This is a genomic window from Sphingobium sp. RS1 (genome assembly GCF_056156825.1).
In genome coordinates, this window is sequence record NZ_JBLZXE010000003.1 from 689,648 (window position 1) to 704,945 (window position 15,298).

The following is a 15,298-nucleotide window of genomic DNA, read 5'->3' on the forward strand; positions in this document are numbered from 1 at the left end:
CCCGGCTCTGACAATATATCCAAAGCGCCGATAGTCTTGCTGTGATTGCCCGATAACCCACTTGTTGTTCAGAGCCTGCCATCCAAACTCTTCCAATGTAGGATAATGTCTGATCTATCCTGACGGATGACGCCTTGCGCCGCCGACCAGATATCTGCCCGCCCTATTGCCGCGTTCCTGTCGCGTGGGTGGCGCACGATTGTCGCATATCTGTTGCGTCGATGTGCCCCATATGTCGCGCCTTGGTCGCGTCGCAGGCGCGTTGGGAACGCTTGGCGAGCGCTTCCAGCCGATTGTGCTCGACGACACTGTGAACTTTGCCCTGTTGCGTTAGCGACGCCCAGATATTCGGCGTCAGCGACGCCTATATCATCAGGCCGCGGGCATCTCCGCAGCTGTAAACAGGCTAACCGCCTGCTCCAGCTTGGCGATGGTCCGGCCTTCCAGTTCGGCGGAAAAGCGCGGCATGGGAATGGCCAGCGCAAAGGCGCCGATCGCTTCGCCGTCGATCACCACCGCCATGCCGAGGCCGCAAATGCCCGGCGTATATTCCTCCCGCGTGCGACCTATACCGGTGGCGCGAATCTCTGCCAGTTCGGCGCGCAACACCCCCGCGTCGACAATGCTGCTCGGCGTGAAACTCTCCAGCGGCGTCTGCCCGAAATAGGCGTCCAGTTCCGCGTCGGACAGGTGGGCGAGCAGCGCCTTGCCCGCCGCGAGGCAATGGAGCGGGCTGCGCGTGCCGACGCTGATCGAATAGCGCAGCGACTGTTCCGCCGTCTCGGTGACGATCGCTTCCAGCAACCAGCCGTCGCGCACGAAGAAGGACGCCGTTTCATTGATCTGCAACCGCAGCGACTTGACCAGCGGCCGCACCTTGTCGGCCAGCGACATGGCGATGCGGGGCGATGCCAGCCGTTCCAGCGCCGGTCCGGGCAGATAGCGTCGCCCTTCCCGCGCCAGATATTGCCGCTCCACCAGCGTGGCGAGCAGGTAGGACAGGCTGCTGACCGGAATGGCCAGGCCCGCTGCAATCTCCTGCGCCACGACGCCGGCGGGCCGCGCGACGACATATTCGATGATGTCGATAGTGCGCATCGCCGATTTGACGGTGGACGGCGTGGTCCCATTCATGATCGGCGATACCCCTTAATACCAAAGCGATTTCGAGCCGGACCGGAGTGTCCGGCGCCTCGGAAATCGCGGCAACTAAAATATAAGACTGCCCCGCCTTTCGGCAAAGCGCCATTCCCCCTCTACCGTCACGAAACGGTCGTGAAAGCTCCCGACTTTAGGCGCTCCCTCGCCCGTGAACAACAGCATAGCGCTTTCCCCGGTCGCTTCGCTTTCGCTCACCACATCGATCACGACATTGGAACAGACATGTCGCGTGGTCCGAGCGGGGCGGGAGAGGAAGGCGGCCAGGATTGCGTCGCGTCCCGTGATCCAGTCGTCAGGGGCGGTCGGCCGCGCCATGCGGCCATCACTCGCATAGAGCGCGGCGACATCCTCCCACCGCCCCGCGTCATTCAGATTGGCGTAGAGTGCGACCAATCGGGCGCAGTCCTGCTCGACCGCGCGACGATCCTCGTCCTTCACAGGCGGGCGTCCGCCAGATCCGCGCCGGCACGCAGCGATCGCAGCTTCTTCCAGGTCACGGCCGGGTCGATCTTGCCATATCCGGCGAAGGTGCCGAAACCGCAGTCGGTGCTGGCGACCACCCGGTCCTTGCCGACGATCCCGGCAAAGCGTTCGATCCGCTGGGCGATCAGTTCGGGATGTTCGACATAGTTGGAACATGTGTCGATCAGGCCGGGCGCCAGGATCTTGTCGTCCGGCAAGGCGCCGCGAGCGGCGGCATCGCGCCACACCGTCCATTCATGCTCGTGGCAGGGATTGGCGCCCTCGAACAGCACCGTCGCGGGCCGGGCGGCGAGCAATATGTCGATCACCTTTTCCAGCGGAATGTCATGATCGTGCGGCCCTTCATAATTGCCCCAGCAGATATGCATGCGCATGCGGTCGGCCGGAATATTGGCGGTCGCGGCATTGAGCGCCTCGACATTGGCGGCGGCGATCTTCAGGAACTCGTCCTCGCTCGCATCCTGATAACCGGTGTGGCGCGACATGGCGAGGTCGGGGCAATCCAGTTGCAGGTCGAATCCTGCGGCCACGATCGTCTCATATTCCTCGCGCATTGCATCCACCAGATCGACCAGATAGGCTTCATGGCTGGGATAATGCCGATTGACCTGGAAGGCGGTGATAAGGCCGGGGGAGGCGGCGTTCATGAAGGCGCGGGTGCCCGGATGGCCGGCCAGCGCCGCCTTGAACCGGCGAATATCCTCATGCAGCGGATCGAGCGTCACCAGCTTCACCGGCCCGATGCACGAAGCGCGGGTGAATTCTTGGGCGCCCATGATCGCCGCCAGCTTCTGCCGCAGGTCGGGCAGGGGGGCAAGATCGGCGGCGGGCTTGCGGTCGATATGGCCGCCAAAGCCCGACAGCCGCTCGATCATGTAAGTGGAATAGCCGACCTTGCCCAGTTCGCCATCGCTGACGATCGATACGCCCGCCGCAATCTGCGCCGTCACGGCTTCCGATACAGCCTGCTGGACCGTGGTATCGAACAGCGCCACATCATAGGCCTCGCCCTTGTCGCGAGCCAGCAGCAACGGGGTCAAAGCATCGCCGCGCGGCAGGCTGCCGACATGGGTGGTGGCTATGGACATGGCTTCCTCACTCTCCCTAAGATGGGGCGAATAACTGCCACAAATTCGCAGATATGGATATATCATAAATGTGAATTTATCGGTGGGGGAGGGCGGCCTCATCTGGACAAAGGTGCGACTCTCACTATATACCGCTCGGTATGAAAATGGCCGCAGAAACCGTGACGAGGGGGCGCCCCCGGGAGTTCGATCCCGAGGAAGCCCTGTCGGCTGCGCTCCAGGTCTTCTGGACGCGCGGCTATGAAGGCGCGTCGCTGGCCGAATTGACCGAGGCGATGGGGATCACCAAGCCCAGCCTCTATGCCTGTTTCGGTAACAAGGAAGCCCTGTTCCACAAGGCGCTCGACCTCTATGAGCGCGATAAGCTGTGCTATATGCGCTCGGCGATGGAAGAGCCTACGGCCCGCGCCGTGGCCGAACGGTTGCTGCGCGGTACGCTGAACATCCAGACCGGCGGCAATGACCCGCGTGCCTGCCTGGGCGTCATCAGTCTCGTCGCCTGCACCACGCAGGCAGATTCGATCAAGACCGACGTGCTGGCGCGCCGCGCCTCGTCCGACAAGGCGCTGGTCGAACGGCTGGAGCGGGCCAAGGCGGAGGGCGACTTGCCGGCCGGGGTCGAGCCGGCTGCACTCGCCACCTATCTGATGGCGGTCATGCAGGGCATGGGCGTGCAGGCCAGCGGCGGCGCGTCGCCGCAGCAACTGGAGCAGCTGGTAGAGACGACCATGGCGATGTGGCCGACCAACTGAGCGGCACCACGTAGAACCGCATATTCAGCCGCAATTCAGAAAAATTTACCAAGCGGTACAGAAAGCGGTTGACGCAATGCAGTATCGCATTATATACCGATAAGTATGAAATCCGGTTGAGGCGTCGTCCTCGAAGGAGGCTCCATGAAACACATCTGTACACGCTAAGTCACTCGACTTGGCGGCATGCATCGTCACGCCGCCGATATCATCATCGTCTGGCCATGGGGTCGGGGCGTCGCTCCGGCATCGATGGCTCGTGCAGTCCCGTTGCCGCCATCGGTCCGGGAGAGGATCGCGTGCGCCCGCAGATGGTGTTCGCGGCCGGGTCTGCGCGCAAATAGGGGATTGAAAACCATGGCCTATATCGATTTTGCCCAACCGCTGCCTGCGGTTGGGAACGGCATCTTCTTGCCTGCGATCCGGGACCGGATCAAAGCCGTCGCTACCGGCTTTTCGCCGATGGAATGGCAGATCGTGCGTCTGGCGCAGACGGACGGCTTGTCTTCCCTGCGCGAGCCGGGACGCTGGTTCCGCCTGAAGACATTGTTCTTCGGACCGCAGCCGCATTTCAAACTGGCGGACGAGAAGCTGGAGGCACTGCGCCGTCTGGCCGTGGAGGCCTGGCATGAAGGCTTCGCCGTCCGCCCATCCGCCATCCGACACTTCCGCGAAGCCGGGTTCAGTGAAGGGCAGCTGGAAACATTGCTGTCCGCTGTCACCGCCGCCCGCCGCACCATCAAGGGGAAATATCCATGAACATGATCACAAAGATCGACACTGACACGCAGGCTGGCGCGGCCCAGCCTGATGCGTCGGCAAAGCGCTGGCACGGGCGCCATCTGGCCTTTGCAGCGCTCGGTATCGCCGTGCTGGGTGGCGTTAGTTGGAAATATCTCGGCCAGCCGGAGGCGCAGGCCTCCGCCGCGCCGCTGGCGGCTGTCGGCGTATCCGCGCCGCTCGCCCGCAGCGTGACTCAATGGGACGATTATGTCGGCCGCTTTGCCCCCAGCCAGACGGTAGAAATCCGCCCGCGCGTATCGGGCGCGGTGACCGCCATCCATTTCCGCGACGGCGACTTCGTCCGTCAGGGGCAATTGCTCTTCACCATCGACCAGCGCCCCTTCCTGGCGGCCTTGGCCGAAGCGCGGGCGAGCAGCGCCTCGGCCCGCAGCGCGCTGCTGCTGGCGCAAAATGACTATGCCCGCGTCCAGCGGTTGAACGGCGACGAAGCCGTATCGGCCAGCGAAGTCGATGCGCTGCGTTCGCGGCTTCAGGCGGCGCAGGCTACCCTAGCAGGTGCGCAGGCGCGCGAACGCAGCCGGGCGCTGGACGTCGAATTTACACAGGTGCGCGCGCCTATCTCCGGCCGCGTCTCCGACCGGCGTGTCGATATCGGCAATCTGGTGGCCGGCGCGGAAGGCAGCGGCGCGACGCTTCTGACCACGGTCAACAAGCTCGATCCCATCTATTTCAACTTTGACGCATCCGAAGCGCTGTATCTCAAGTCGCAGCGCGACAAGGAGAATGGCGGCGCGGTCGAGGTGCGGTTGCAGGATGAAGCCGACTATAATCACAAGGGCCGGCTCGACTTCACCGACAATGGCCTAGATCCGCGTTCGGGCACGATCCGCATCCGCGCCATTTTCAACAATCCGGGCAATTTCCTGACGCCGGGCCTGTTCGGCAATATGCGCCTTGCCAATGGCGGCAAGGCGAACGCCCTGCTGGTCCCCGACGAAGCGATCCAGTCGGATCAGGCGCGCAAGACCGTTCTGGTGGTCGATAAGGACGACAATGTGACGGCCAAGCCGGTCGAGCTTGGCCCGATCGTCGACGGATTGCGCATCATCCGGTCCGGCCTCAGCCCGCAGGACCGGGTGATCGTGTCCAACCTTCAGGCCGCGATGCCCGGCGCCAAGGTCGCGGTGAAGCCGGCCACGATCCGGCCGGCCCCTGCTCCGGTCACGCCGGTCGACAGTGCGGCGCCAGTGGCGGCGCAGGCGACCTTCTCCCGGTAAATACTGAGCCCACCCTTCACACGGGCGGGGTCAAACCAACGCAATCCCAAGCCCGTGATCCGGCCCTCGTCGGATCGCGCGGCCTCCCTTTTGCTCGTTCGCAAAGGATGATCCGATGCGCTTCTCCCGTTTCTTCATCGACCGGCCGATCTTCGCCGCCGTGATCGCGGTGGTCATCACCGTGGTCGGCGCGCTGGCCTTCATCGGCCTGCCGGTATCCCAATATCCCGACATCGTGCCCCCCACGGTCACGGTATCCGCCCAATATCCCGGCGCATCGGCGGAAACGGTCGCATCGACCGTGGCCGCGCCGATCGAGCAGGAAATCAACGGCGTCGATGACATGCTCTATCAGAGCAGCCAGTCGACCGGCGATGGCAAGGTCGTCATCACCGTCACCTTCAAGATCGGCACCGACCTGGATGCCGCGCAGGTGCTGGTGCAGAATCGCGTCGCCGTCGCCACGCCGCGACTGCCCGAAGAGGTGCAGCGGCTGGGCGTCGTGACGCGCAAGACCACGCCCGAATTCCTGATGGTCGTGAACCTTCAGTCGCCCGACGGCACGTTCGACCGCGACTATATTTCCAACTATGCGCTGACGCAGGTGCGTGACCGGCTAGCCCGGCTCGATGGCGTGGGCGATGTGCAGATGTTCGGATCGCGCGACTATGCGATGCGCATCTGGATCGACCCCGATCGCGCCGCCGCGCTGGACCTGACCGCAGGCGAAGTCGTCTCCGCCCTGCGAGCGCAGAATGTGCAGGTATCGGCCGGCTCGATCGGCCAGCCCCCTTATGATCGTGGCGAAGCCTTCCAGCTTGGCGTGGAAATGCAGGGCCGCCTGAACACGCCGGAGCAGTTTTCCGACATCGTCATCCGCTCCGACGCCGATGGCCGTCAGGTGCGCGTGCGCGACGTTGCCCGCGTCGAACTGGGCGCGCAGGATTATGGCACCAACACCTATTTGTCGAATAAGCCCACCGTCGTCATCGCGACGATGCAGCGCCCCGGCTCCAACGCGCTTGACGCCGCGGAGAAGGTGAAGGCGGAGATGGAGCAACTGTCCAAGCGCTTCCCCAAGGGCCTGGAATATAGCATCATCTACAACCCGACCGAATTTATCAGCCAGTCGATCGACGCCGTCTATCACACGCTGATCGAAGCGGTGCTGCTGGTCGTGCTGGTCATCCTGGTCTTCCTGCAAAACTGGCGCGCGGCGATCATCCCGATCATCGCCATCCCGGTGTCGCTGATCGGTACGGCGGCAATCCTTGCGGGTCTTGGCTATAGCCTCAACAACCTGTCGCTCTTCGGTTTGGTCCTCGCCATCGGCATCGTCGTCGATGATGCCATCGTCGTGGTCGAGAATGTCGAGCGCAACATAGAGAATGGCATGTCGCCGCTGGAAGCCGCGCGCGTCTCCATGGATGAAGTGTCGACCGCGCTGATCGCGATCGTGCTGGTGCTGTGCGCCGTGTTCGTGCCGACGCTCTTCATCACCGGCATTTCCGGCGCCTTCTATCAGCAGTTCGCTGTCACCATCTCGACCGCGACCGTTATCTCGCTGATCCTCTCGCTCACCCTGTCGCCCGCCGCCGCCGCTCTCCTGCTCAAGGCCAAGCATGGCCCGCGCGACCGCAGCGGCGATCCGGTCTGGCGGCAGAAGCTGGGCGTGCTGGTCGACCATTTCAACGACGGCTTCGACCGGATGAGCGCGGGCTATGGCCGCCTCACCCGCTTCCTCGTCGCCCGTCCCAAGAAGATGCTGCTGACCTATGCGGGCCTGATCGCCGCCACCATCGCCCTGTTCTGGGTGACGCCCGGCGGCTTCATCCCGGCGCAGGATCAGGGTTACTTCCTTGCGGTGGTGCAACTCCCCTCCGGTGCCTCTCTCGAACGCACCGACAAGGTGACGCGCGAAGTCGCAGCGAAAATCCTGCCGATTAAGGGTCTGCGCGGGGCGGTGATGTTCGCGGGCTTTCATGGTCCTTCACAGACGCAGGCGCCCAACAGTGCGGCGATCTACTTCCCCTTCAAGAGCTTTGCCGAGCGCAAGGAAGACGGAGCCACCTATGCCGGCATCATGGAACAGGCGAACAAGGCCGTCGCCGGCTATGACAAGGCGCGCATCCTGCTCGTCCCCCCGCCGCTCATTCAGGGCATCGGCTCGGCCGGTGGCTATCGCATGATGCTGGAGGACCGGGAGGATCGCGGCTATGCCGAACTGAACAAGGTGGCACAGGACATGATCGCCAAGGCGAACCAGTCCCCCAGCCTGTCGATGGTCTACACCCTGTTCGATGTCGGCACGCCGCGCATCTACGCGGATGTCGACCGGCGCAAGGCCGACCTGCTGGGTGTTCCGCCCGAGCGCATCTTCGAAGCGATGCAGGTCTATCTGGGGTCGTCCTTCGTCAACGACTTCAACCTGCTGGGCCGCACCTATCGCGTGACTGCGCAGGCCGATGCGGAACATCGCGGCACGGTGGCCGATATCGCCAACCTCAAGACCCGGTCGAACAGCGGCCAGATGGTGCCGATCGGCTCCGTCTCGACCTTCAAGGACAAGACCGGTCCCTATCGCGTGGTCCGCTACAACCTGCTGCCGGCGGTGGAAATCGACGGCGACACGGCGCCGGGCTATTCGTCGGGCCAGTCGCTGACCACGATGGAGAAGCTGGCTGCCGCCGCCCCGGCCGGTTACAGCGGCGAATGGACGGGCGTTGCCTATCAGCAGGTCAGCGCAGGCAACACTGCCGGTCTGGTGTTCGGCATGGCGGTCTTCTTCGTCTTCCTGGTGCTGGCGGCGCAATATGAAAGTCTGACGCTGCCACTGTCGATCATCCTGATCGTGCCAATGTGCCTGTTCGCTGCCATGCTGGGCGTGAACCTGCGGGGGATGGACAATAATATCCTGACGCAAATCGGTCTGGTCGTGCTGATCGCCCTTGCGGCGAAGAACGCCATTCTGGTGGTCGAATTCGCCAAGCAGGCGGAGGAGGAACAGGGCCTGTCACCGATCGAGGCCGCTGTTCAGGCCGCGCAGACCCGTCTGCGCCCGATCCTGATGACCAGCTTCGCCTTCATTCTGGGGGCGGTGCCGCTGGTGATCGCGACTGGTGCAGGGGCGGAACTGCGGCAGGCGCTGGGTACGGCCGTTTTCTTCGGAATGGCCGGTGTGACCGCCTTCGGCCTGCTCTTCACCCCCACCTTCTATGTCGTGTGCCGCGCGCTGGGCGATCGCTTCGCCCGCCGCCGGCGCGGGCAAGCCGATGCTGCGGCATTGCAGCCGGCCGAATAAGGACAAGACCCATGACAAGGAACTTCATTACCTTGCTGCTCGGCGCGAGTGCCCTCACAGCCTGCGCTGCCGGGCCGGATTATCGGGCGCCCGCAACCCCGGCCACGGCCGCCGCCCCCTTCATCGGGGCAGCGAGTCCGACCGTCAGCGCAGAAGCGGCACAGGATCATTGGTGGACCCTCTATGGCGATCCGTTGCTGGACACATTGGTCAATGATGCACTGACCGCCAACACGGACATTCGCGTGGCGGTGGCGCGGATCGAGCGGGCGCGCTCGTCGCTGCGCGGTGCCAAGTCGGATCGCCTGCCCCAGACCAGCCTTGGCGCATCCGAAACCTATAACCGCACCTCCGCGGCCCAATCCCTGCCCGGCCTTGACCGGGAAAATTGGGTCTTCGATAGCGGCCTCGACGTCAGTTATGAAGTCGATCTGTTCGGTCGGGTAAAGCGCGGCGTGGAAGCGGCCCGTGGCGATTATGCCGCGGCGCAGGCGGATGCCGACGGCGTGCGCGTGGCGGTGATCGCCGATACGGTGCGCGCCTATCTGGACGTCACTGCCACGTCGGAACGGCTGGCGGTAGCGCAGCGCACGGTCGGGTTGCTCGACCAGTCGATCCGCATCACCGGCGCCCGGTTCGAGGCTGGCCGGTCGGACCGGCTGGATGTCATTCGCGTAACGACGCTGCGCGACCAGCAGAAGGCGACGATCCCCGCGCTGGCGGCTGATCGCGACGCGGCGCTGTTCCGCCTCGCCACGCTCACCGGGCGCACGCCACAACAATTGCCCGATACAGTCCGCGCCGCGACCCGCACCCCGCAATTGTCGCAGCCAATTCCGGTTGGCGATGGTCAGGCGCTACTGGCGCGACGGCCGGACGTCCGCGCGGCGGAACGCCGGCTCGCGGCCGACACCGCGCGCATCGGCGTGGCCACTGCCGATCTTTACCCGCGCATTTCGCTGGGCGCATCGGTCGGCAGCACGGCGCTGGGCGGCGGCAATTTGTTCGGCGGCGGGCCACTGAACTGGGTGCTGGGACCGCTCATCAGCTGGGCCTTTCCCAACCAGGAGGCGATCCGCGCCCGCATCGGCGCGGCCAAGGCGGACGGCGAAGCCTCGCTCGCCACCTTCGACGGCACCATGTTGCAGGCGCTGGAGGAAACCGAACGCGCCTTGTCCGCCTATGCCCATGCGATCGAACGGGCGCAGACGCTGAGCGCCGCGCGGGACGAAGCGGCTCGCGCCGCGCGGATCAGCCTTGCCCGGCAACGCGAAGGACAGATCGACTTCCTGACCGTGCTGGATGCACAGCGGACGCTCGCCAGCGCCGAAGCCGATCTGGCGACAGCGACCCGCGCCGTGTCCTTCGCGCAGGTCGACTTGTTTCGCGCGCTGGGCGGTGGATGGGGTCAGGCTAAGGCCTGACCCCCAACAGCATCAGGCCGAGGTCTTCGCCTTGCTCAGGTCATAGCTGCCCAGACCCGGCTTGTAGCTCTTCTCGTCGATGAACTGGCGGATGCCTTCCTTGCGGCCTTCGCTCTTGTCGTGGAAATTGGCCGCTTCCTGCATGCGGACCAGATAATCCTCCGCCTCGTCATAGGTCATGGTGCCGACGCGGCGGACGGCATCCTTGGCGAATTTCAGCGCCACCGGATTCTTCTTCAGTAGCATTTCGGCGACTTCGGTCGTGCGCGTCTTGAGCTGCTCCAGCGGCACGCTTTCATTGACCAGCCGCATGGTCGCCGCCGCCTTGCCGTCGATTAGGTCGCCGGTCAGGGTCAGCCACATGGCGTCGCGCATGGGGAGCAGGTCGACCACCACCTTGGTCACGCCGCCGCCAGGCAGGATGCCCCAGTTGATTTCGCTGAGGCCAAACTGCGCCTCATCGGCGCAGATGGCGAGGTCGCAGGCGAAGAGCGGGCCGAAGCCACCACCAAAGCACCAGCCATTGACCATTGCGATGGTCGGCTTTTGATACCAGCGCAGGCGACGGAACCAGCCATAGCTTTCCGCCTGCGACTTGCGCACGCCGCGCAGGCCCTGCGCTTCGGTTTCACGGAAATATTCCTTCAGGTCCATGCCCGCCGACCAGGCCGTGCCTTCGCCGCCCAGCACCAGCACGCCGACATCGTCGCGATATTCCAGTTCGTCCAGCACCTCCATCATGCGCCGGTTGAGCGTCGGGCTCATCGCGTTGCGCTTGGCGGGGCGGGCGAAATTCACCCAGGCGATGCGGTTCTCGACATGTACCGAAACGACGTCCTGCTCATCCATGATCCTGCTCCTGCAATATGTATCATAGGCATACAATCTGATGCGGCAGACAGGCAAGCGCTTTTTGCAGCTTCGCTTGACAAGCGGGTCACGTCTTAAGATAATAACGATCGTTATTAAAAACGCCGGCACGATCGGCGGAGTGAGGTGGGATGAATGAGAAGGGCCAGATAGCGCCGGCGACGATTGCAGCCTTTGCCGCGATCGTCGGCAAGGATCATGTCTTCTTCGCGGAGGAGGATCAGGCGAGCTATCAGGACAAGTTCGCTATCGACGACGCCCGTCATCATCCTGCCGGTGCGGTCGCGCCTGCCAGCGTGGAGGAGATACAGGCGATCGTTCGTATCGCGTCGGAACGCGGCATCGCCCTCTGGCCGATCAGCCGGGGCAAGAATTTGGGTTATGGCGGGTCGGCGCCGGTACTGGCGGGATCGGTGGTCCTAGACCTCAGCCGCATGAAGAAGATCGACTATGACGAGGCGAACGGCACGGTGCTGCTGGAGCCGGGCGTCGGCTTCTACGATCTGTACGATTTCCTGAAATCGCGGGGTATGAAGCACTGGCTGTCGGTGCCCGGCAATAGCTGGGGATCGGTGGTCGGCAATGCGCTGGATCGCGGCATGGGCTATACCCCCTATGGCGAGCATGCGACGCGTATCTGCGGGATCGAAGCGGTGATGGCGGACGGTCTGGTCGTGCGCACCGGCATGGGCGCGCTGGATGGCGCACCGACCTGGCAGCTTTATCGCTTCGGCTTCGGCCCCGGCTGGGATCAGATGTTTGTTCAGTCCAATTTCGGCATCGTCACCAAGATGGGCCTATGGCTGATGCCCGCGCCGGAATCGCTGATGGGCATGGATCTGGAATTCGACCGGCCGGAGGATCTGGGACCGTTGATCGACGCGATCGCGCCGCTCCGCCGCGAAGGGCTGTTGCAGCAGTCGCCCACCATCGGCAACTGGCTGCGCGCCGCCGCCGTGGTCACGACCCGCGACCAGTGGACTGACAAGCCCGGCGCGCTGCCTGATGATGTGATCGCGGCCATCCGCAAGAAATTCAACGTCGGCTGGTGGGGGGTGAGCCTGCGCCTTTACGGTCGGGAATCGGTCAACAAGGCCGCCTATGCGATCCTGGAGCAGGAACTGGGCAAGCTCAAACCCATGTCCTTGCGCCCGACCACATGGAAGAGTGGCGAACCGCTGGAGGCGACCGGCTGGACCGGCACGCCGCTCACCATGCCGATGCAGAATGCCAACTGGCATGGCGGGCGCGGCGGCCATATCGGCTTCTCGCCCATATTGCCGCAATCGGGCGCGGCCGCGCAGGCTCAGTTCCAGCGCACCTACGCCCGCTACAAGGAATATGGCATGGACTATCAAGCCAGCTTCGCCTTTGGCGAGCGCCACCTCATCAACGTCAACGCCGTGCTGATCAACAAGGATGACGCCGACCTGATGGGCCGGGTCGACCCCTTCCTCAAACATCTCATCGCCGACGCGAAGGCACAGGGCTATGGCGAATATCGCACCCATCTCGACTATATGGACGCGGTTGCGGATACCTATGATTATAACAAGGGCGCGCTGGGGCAGCTCAACCGCAAGGTGAAGGATGCGCTCGATCCCAAGGGCATCATCGCGCCGGGCAAGAGTGGCATCTGGCCCAGCAGCCATGCGGGAGGGCAGGGCTGATGCGCCGGGGGATGATCGTGCTGACTGGCGCCGCGCTGATATTGGCCGGCGCCGCCTGTGGCCGCGCGAGTGAAGCGCCGAAGGAGGCACCCAAGGGGCCACCCCCCTTGCCCGCGCCCGAAACCCTGTCGTCGCGGCCGCAAGCGGCTCCGGGCGAGAAACTCTATCTGGAAAAATGCGCCATGTGCCATGGGCCGGGCGGCATGGGCACGGGTCTGCTGGCGCGGCGTACCGATCAGCCCTTGCTGGAAAAGCGCACCGACCTGACGGTCGATTATGTCGTGCAGGCCGCCCGCATGGGCATCGGCAACATGCCAGCCGTCCCACGCGGCGAAGTGAGCGACGCCGACCTTCAACTGATCGCGCAGCATCTGGCCAAGGGGGCAAAGCCATGAGTGGCCTGTCCCGGCGGGGCTTTCTGGCGAGCGCGGCCATTGCATCGGCAGCGCTGGCGGGCGGACAGGCGGAGGCGGCAACCCAGCCGCTCCTGCTGCATGATCCCCAACTGTCAGCCGGTCGCCGCTTCGCTGCGCGTGCGCAATTGCTGGGGGTACAGCCTGTTGCGCTGGCAGGCGATCGAGTGCGGCAGGTGCGGCGATTGCTTTGCTCCGCGCCAGCGGCGATCTTTGCCGTGACACGGAGGAGCGATGAACTGCTGGTTGGCGAGATCGCGGCGGAAGAGGGGTATCGCCGCGTGGCGTTGGTGCGCCATGGCAATGGGTCAACGGTAGCTCACTGCGCGCCGGACGGCGCTACTATTGCCAAGCTGGCGCAGCTCTCCGATGGGACTTGGCCAGAAGCCTTTGCTGAACTGGCATTGGACAAGACGGGCCAATGCGGCGTCCCGCCCTCCGGCCACATCACGCCCGCACTTAGTTGGATGATGATCCGTCGCTGATTTAAAACGCCGTTCGCCCTGAGCCTGTCGAAGGGCCGTCCTTTCTTTCGGCGTCGAAAAGAAGAACAGTCCTTCGACAAGCTCAGGACGAACGGTTCTCATGGGAAACTTAGCGCTCCAGTCACCGCCGGATAATCAGCGAATCCGGTCGCTTGCGCGGTACCCATTCCCCCCGACCGGGGAAATTCTTCAGCACTTCGCCATCCCACAGCCGCACGGTACGGCGATGAAAGCGCCACTGGCCGTTCGCGTCCTTCACCGCATGATCGTCATACCATCCTGCAAAGCGCAGCAGATAGGGCGGCTCCCCTTCGCACTCCGTCACGAAGGCGAAGGATCGCATCGTGCAACTCCCATCCGCCTGCGCAATATATTGGGTCTGCGTCACATGATGCTGTCGCCCCGGGAAGCCCGGCGCATTGCGATAATGTTCGGCGATGCCGCGAATCCCCTCATGCCCTTCCCAGATGTCGGGATCGTCGAAAACTTCCTCCACCATGCGTGCGTCGGGGGTGAAGCAGGCGACCAGCCCGTCGACATCGCCGGTATCCAGCGCCCAGCTATAGGCGGCGATCAGGTCTTGCAGCGCGATCCTGTCCTCGATCGGAAGGGAAGGCATGATAGTCACTCTCCTTTTATCTATGGCTTGACGCAATAATAACATTCGTTACGATTATCTGCAACAAGACATGGCATCATGCAAGCGAGAGGACGCATGGGGAAGATCATCATTTCAGGCGCTTCGGGTTCGTTCGGCCGGGCTGCGGCGGAACTGCTGCTGGAAAAGGTCGCGCCGCAGGACGCGATATTGCTGACCCGCACCCCGGCCAGGCTGGCCGACCTCGCAGCGCGTGGGGCCGACGTCCGCTTCGCCGATTTCGACGATCCCGCCAGCCTCCCCGCCGCCATGGCCGGCGGGGAAAGGATGCTGCTCATCAGCACGGCGCGCGTCGGCACGCGTGTCGGTCAGCATCGAAATGCGGTGGAGGCGGCGGTCGCGTCCGGCGTCCGGCATATCGTCTACACCTCGATCATCGCCGCCGACGCGCCCGGCAATCCGGCGATCGTCAAGAACGACCACCGCGCGACCGAGGAGATTATCGAAGCCTCCGGCGCAGCATGGACTCACTTGCGCGACAGCCAATATGCCGAGGCGATTGCCGGGCCGATGACGATCCCCGCCTTGATGTTCGGCGGCAAGCCCGACAATTGCGGGGACGGTCCGGTCGCCTTCGTCAGCCGCGACGATTGTGTCGCGACGGCTGTCGGCGTGCTGACCCAGCCAGGCCATGAGAATAAAGCCTATGTGCTGACCGGCCCCGACCTCATCACCATTCCGCAGGCGATGGCGCTGGCCAGCGAACTGGCCGGTAAGCCGATCGTGGTGGAAGCCGTCAATGACGAGGCGATGTTCGCCTATTTCGATTCGCTCGGCGCACCGCGTCACGCCTCCGACATCATTCCTGACGGGCCAATCCCCTGGTCCAGCGACGACATGGTCACCTTCGGCCAGTCCATCCGCGAAGGCTATTTTGCACAGAGGACGGACTGGGTGGAAAAGATCACCGGCCGCAAGCCCAAAAGCCTGCGCGACGTGATGCTGGCGCACAAGGAAAGCTGGCCCCTGTGA

At 64.0% G+C, this 15,298-nt stretch carries 14 protein-coding genes; 9 read left to right on the forward strand and 5 right to left on the reverse strand.

Annotated features, from left to right (window positions below; genetic code table 11):
• Positions 1–372: 372 nt before the first annotated feature.
• The 3 genes from ACNHGR_RS23040 to ACNHGR_RS23050 all read right to left on the reverse strand — a co-directional run bounded on the left by ACNHGR_RS23040 (position 373) and on the right by ACNHGR_RS23050 (position 2,732).
• Positions 373–1,134, reverse strand: coding sequence for an IclR family transcriptional regulator (locus ACNHGR_RS23040; RefSeq protein ID WP_475289226.1), 762 nt, complete (start codon positions 1,132–1,134; stop codon positions 373–375).
• Between the two features lie 75 nt (positions 1,135–1,209).
• A complete protein-coding gene (locus ACNHGR_RS23045; RefSeq protein ID WP_475289228.1) occupies positions 1,210–1,599 on the reverse strand; it encodes a nuclear transport factor 2 family protein in 390 nt (129 codons plus the stop codon).
• Positions 1,596–2,732 (reverse strand): cobalamin-independent methionine synthase II family protein, encoded by a 1,137-nt coding sequence (locus ACNHGR_RS23050; protein ID WP_475289229.1) that lies wholly within the window; start codon positions 2,730–2,732, stop codon positions 1,596–1,598. The genes ACNHGR_RS23045 and ACNHGR_RS23050 overlap by 4 nt, the downstream gene beginning before the upstream one ends.
• A gap of 140 nt (positions 2,733–2,872) precedes the next feature.
• On the opposite strand from ACNHGR_RS23050, the gene ACNHGR_RS23055 reads away from it, so the two are divergent.
• The 5 genes from ACNHGR_RS23055 to ACNHGR_RS23075 all read left to right on the forward strand — a co-directional run bounded on the left by ACNHGR_RS23055 (position 2,873) and on the right by ACNHGR_RS23075 (position 10,230).
• Positions 2,873–3,484, forward strand: coding sequence for a TetR/AcrR family transcriptional regulator (locus ACNHGR_RS23055; protein ID WP_184274324.1), 612 nt, complete (start codon positions 2,873–2,875; stop codon positions 3,482–3,484).
• A gap of 357 nt (positions 3,485–3,841) precedes the next feature.
• The gene (locus ACNHGR_RS23060; RefSeq protein ID WP_475289231.1) at positions 3,842–4,243 is read left to right on the forward strand and encodes a hypothetical protein; all 402 of its coding nucleotides are present in this window, start codon (positions 3,842–3,844) and stop codon (positions 4,241–4,243) included.
• A complete protein-coding gene (locus ACNHGR_RS23065; RefSeq protein ID WP_475289232.1) occupies positions 4,240–5,505 on the forward strand; it encodes an efflux RND transporter periplasmic adaptor subunit in 1,266 nt (421 codons plus the stop codon). The genes ACNHGR_RS23060 and ACNHGR_RS23065 overlap by 4 nt, the downstream gene beginning before the upstream one ends.
• 115 nt (positions 5,506–5,620) lie before the next feature.
• Positions 5,621–8,806, forward strand: coding sequence for an efflux RND transporter permease subunit (locus tag ACNHGR_RS23070; protein ID WP_475289234.1), 3,186 nt, complete (start codon positions 5,621–5,623; stop codon positions 8,804–8,806).
• An 11-nt stretch (positions 8,807–8,817) separates the two neighbouring features.
• Positions 8,818–10,230 carry an efflux transporter outer membrane subunit gene (locus ACNHGR_RS23075; protein ID WP_475289235.1) on the forward strand — a complete coding sequence of 471 codons (1,413 nt, stop codon included), beginning with the start codon at positions 8,818–8,820 and terminating at the stop codon, positions 10,228–10,230.
• Positions 10,231–10,242: 12 nt separating this feature from the next.
• Here the strand turns inward: ACNHGR_RS23075 and ACNHGR_RS23080 are convergent, their stop codons facing one another.
• Positions 10,243–11,079: a p-hydroxycinnamoyl CoA hydratase/lyase gene (locus ACNHGR_RS23080; protein WP_475289237.1), complete on the reverse strand. Its 837-nt coding sequence runs from the start codon at positions 11,077–11,079 to the stop codon at positions 10,243–10,245.
• A gap of 152 nt (positions 11,080–11,231) precedes the next feature.
• Here ACNHGR_RS23080 and ACNHGR_RS23085 point away from each other — a divergent pair, with 152 nt between their 5' ends.
• From ACNHGR_RS23085 to ACNHGR_RS23095, 3 genes are read left to right on the forward strand one after another with little or no spacing between them, the layout of a single operon-like run.
• Positions 11,232–12,770 carry an FAD-binding oxidoreductase gene (locus ACNHGR_RS23085; RefSeq protein ID WP_475289238.1) on the forward strand — a complete coding sequence of 513 codons (1,539 nt, stop codon included), beginning with the start codon at positions 11,232–11,234 and terminating at the stop codon, positions 12,768–12,770.
• Positions 12,770–13,165, forward strand: a complete 396-nt coding sequence (locus ACNHGR_RS23090; RefSeq protein WP_475289240.1) for a c-type cytochrome — start codon at positions 12,770–12,772, stop codon at positions 13,163–13,165. The genes ACNHGR_RS23085 and ACNHGR_RS23090 overlap by 1 nt, the downstream gene beginning before the upstream one ends.
• Positions 13,162–13,668 carry a twin-arginine translocation signal domain-containing protein gene (locus ACNHGR_RS23095; protein ID WP_475289242.1) on the forward strand — a complete coding sequence of 169 codons (507 nt, stop codon included), beginning with the start codon at positions 13,162–13,164 and terminating at the stop codon, positions 13,666–13,668. Before ACNHGR_RS23090 ends, ACNHGR_RS23095 begins: the two co-directional genes overlap by 4 nt.
• Positions 13,669–13,789: 121 nt before the next feature.
• On the opposite strand, the gene ACNHGR_RS23100 is transcribed toward ACNHGR_RS23095, so the two are convergent.
• A complete protein-coding gene (locus tag ACNHGR_RS23100; protein WP_475289244.1) occupies positions 13,790–14,287 on the reverse strand; it encodes a nuclear transport factor 2 family protein in 498 nt (165 codons plus the stop codon).
• 96 nt (positions 14,288–14,383) lie between these two features.
• On the opposite strand from ACNHGR_RS23100, the gene ACNHGR_RS23105 reads away from it, so the two are divergent.
• Positions 14,384–15,298 (forward strand): SDR family oxidoreductase, encoded by a 915-nt coding sequence (locus ACNHGR_RS23105; RefSeq protein ID WP_475289246.1) that lies wholly within the window; start codon positions 14,384–14,386, stop codon positions 15,296–15,298.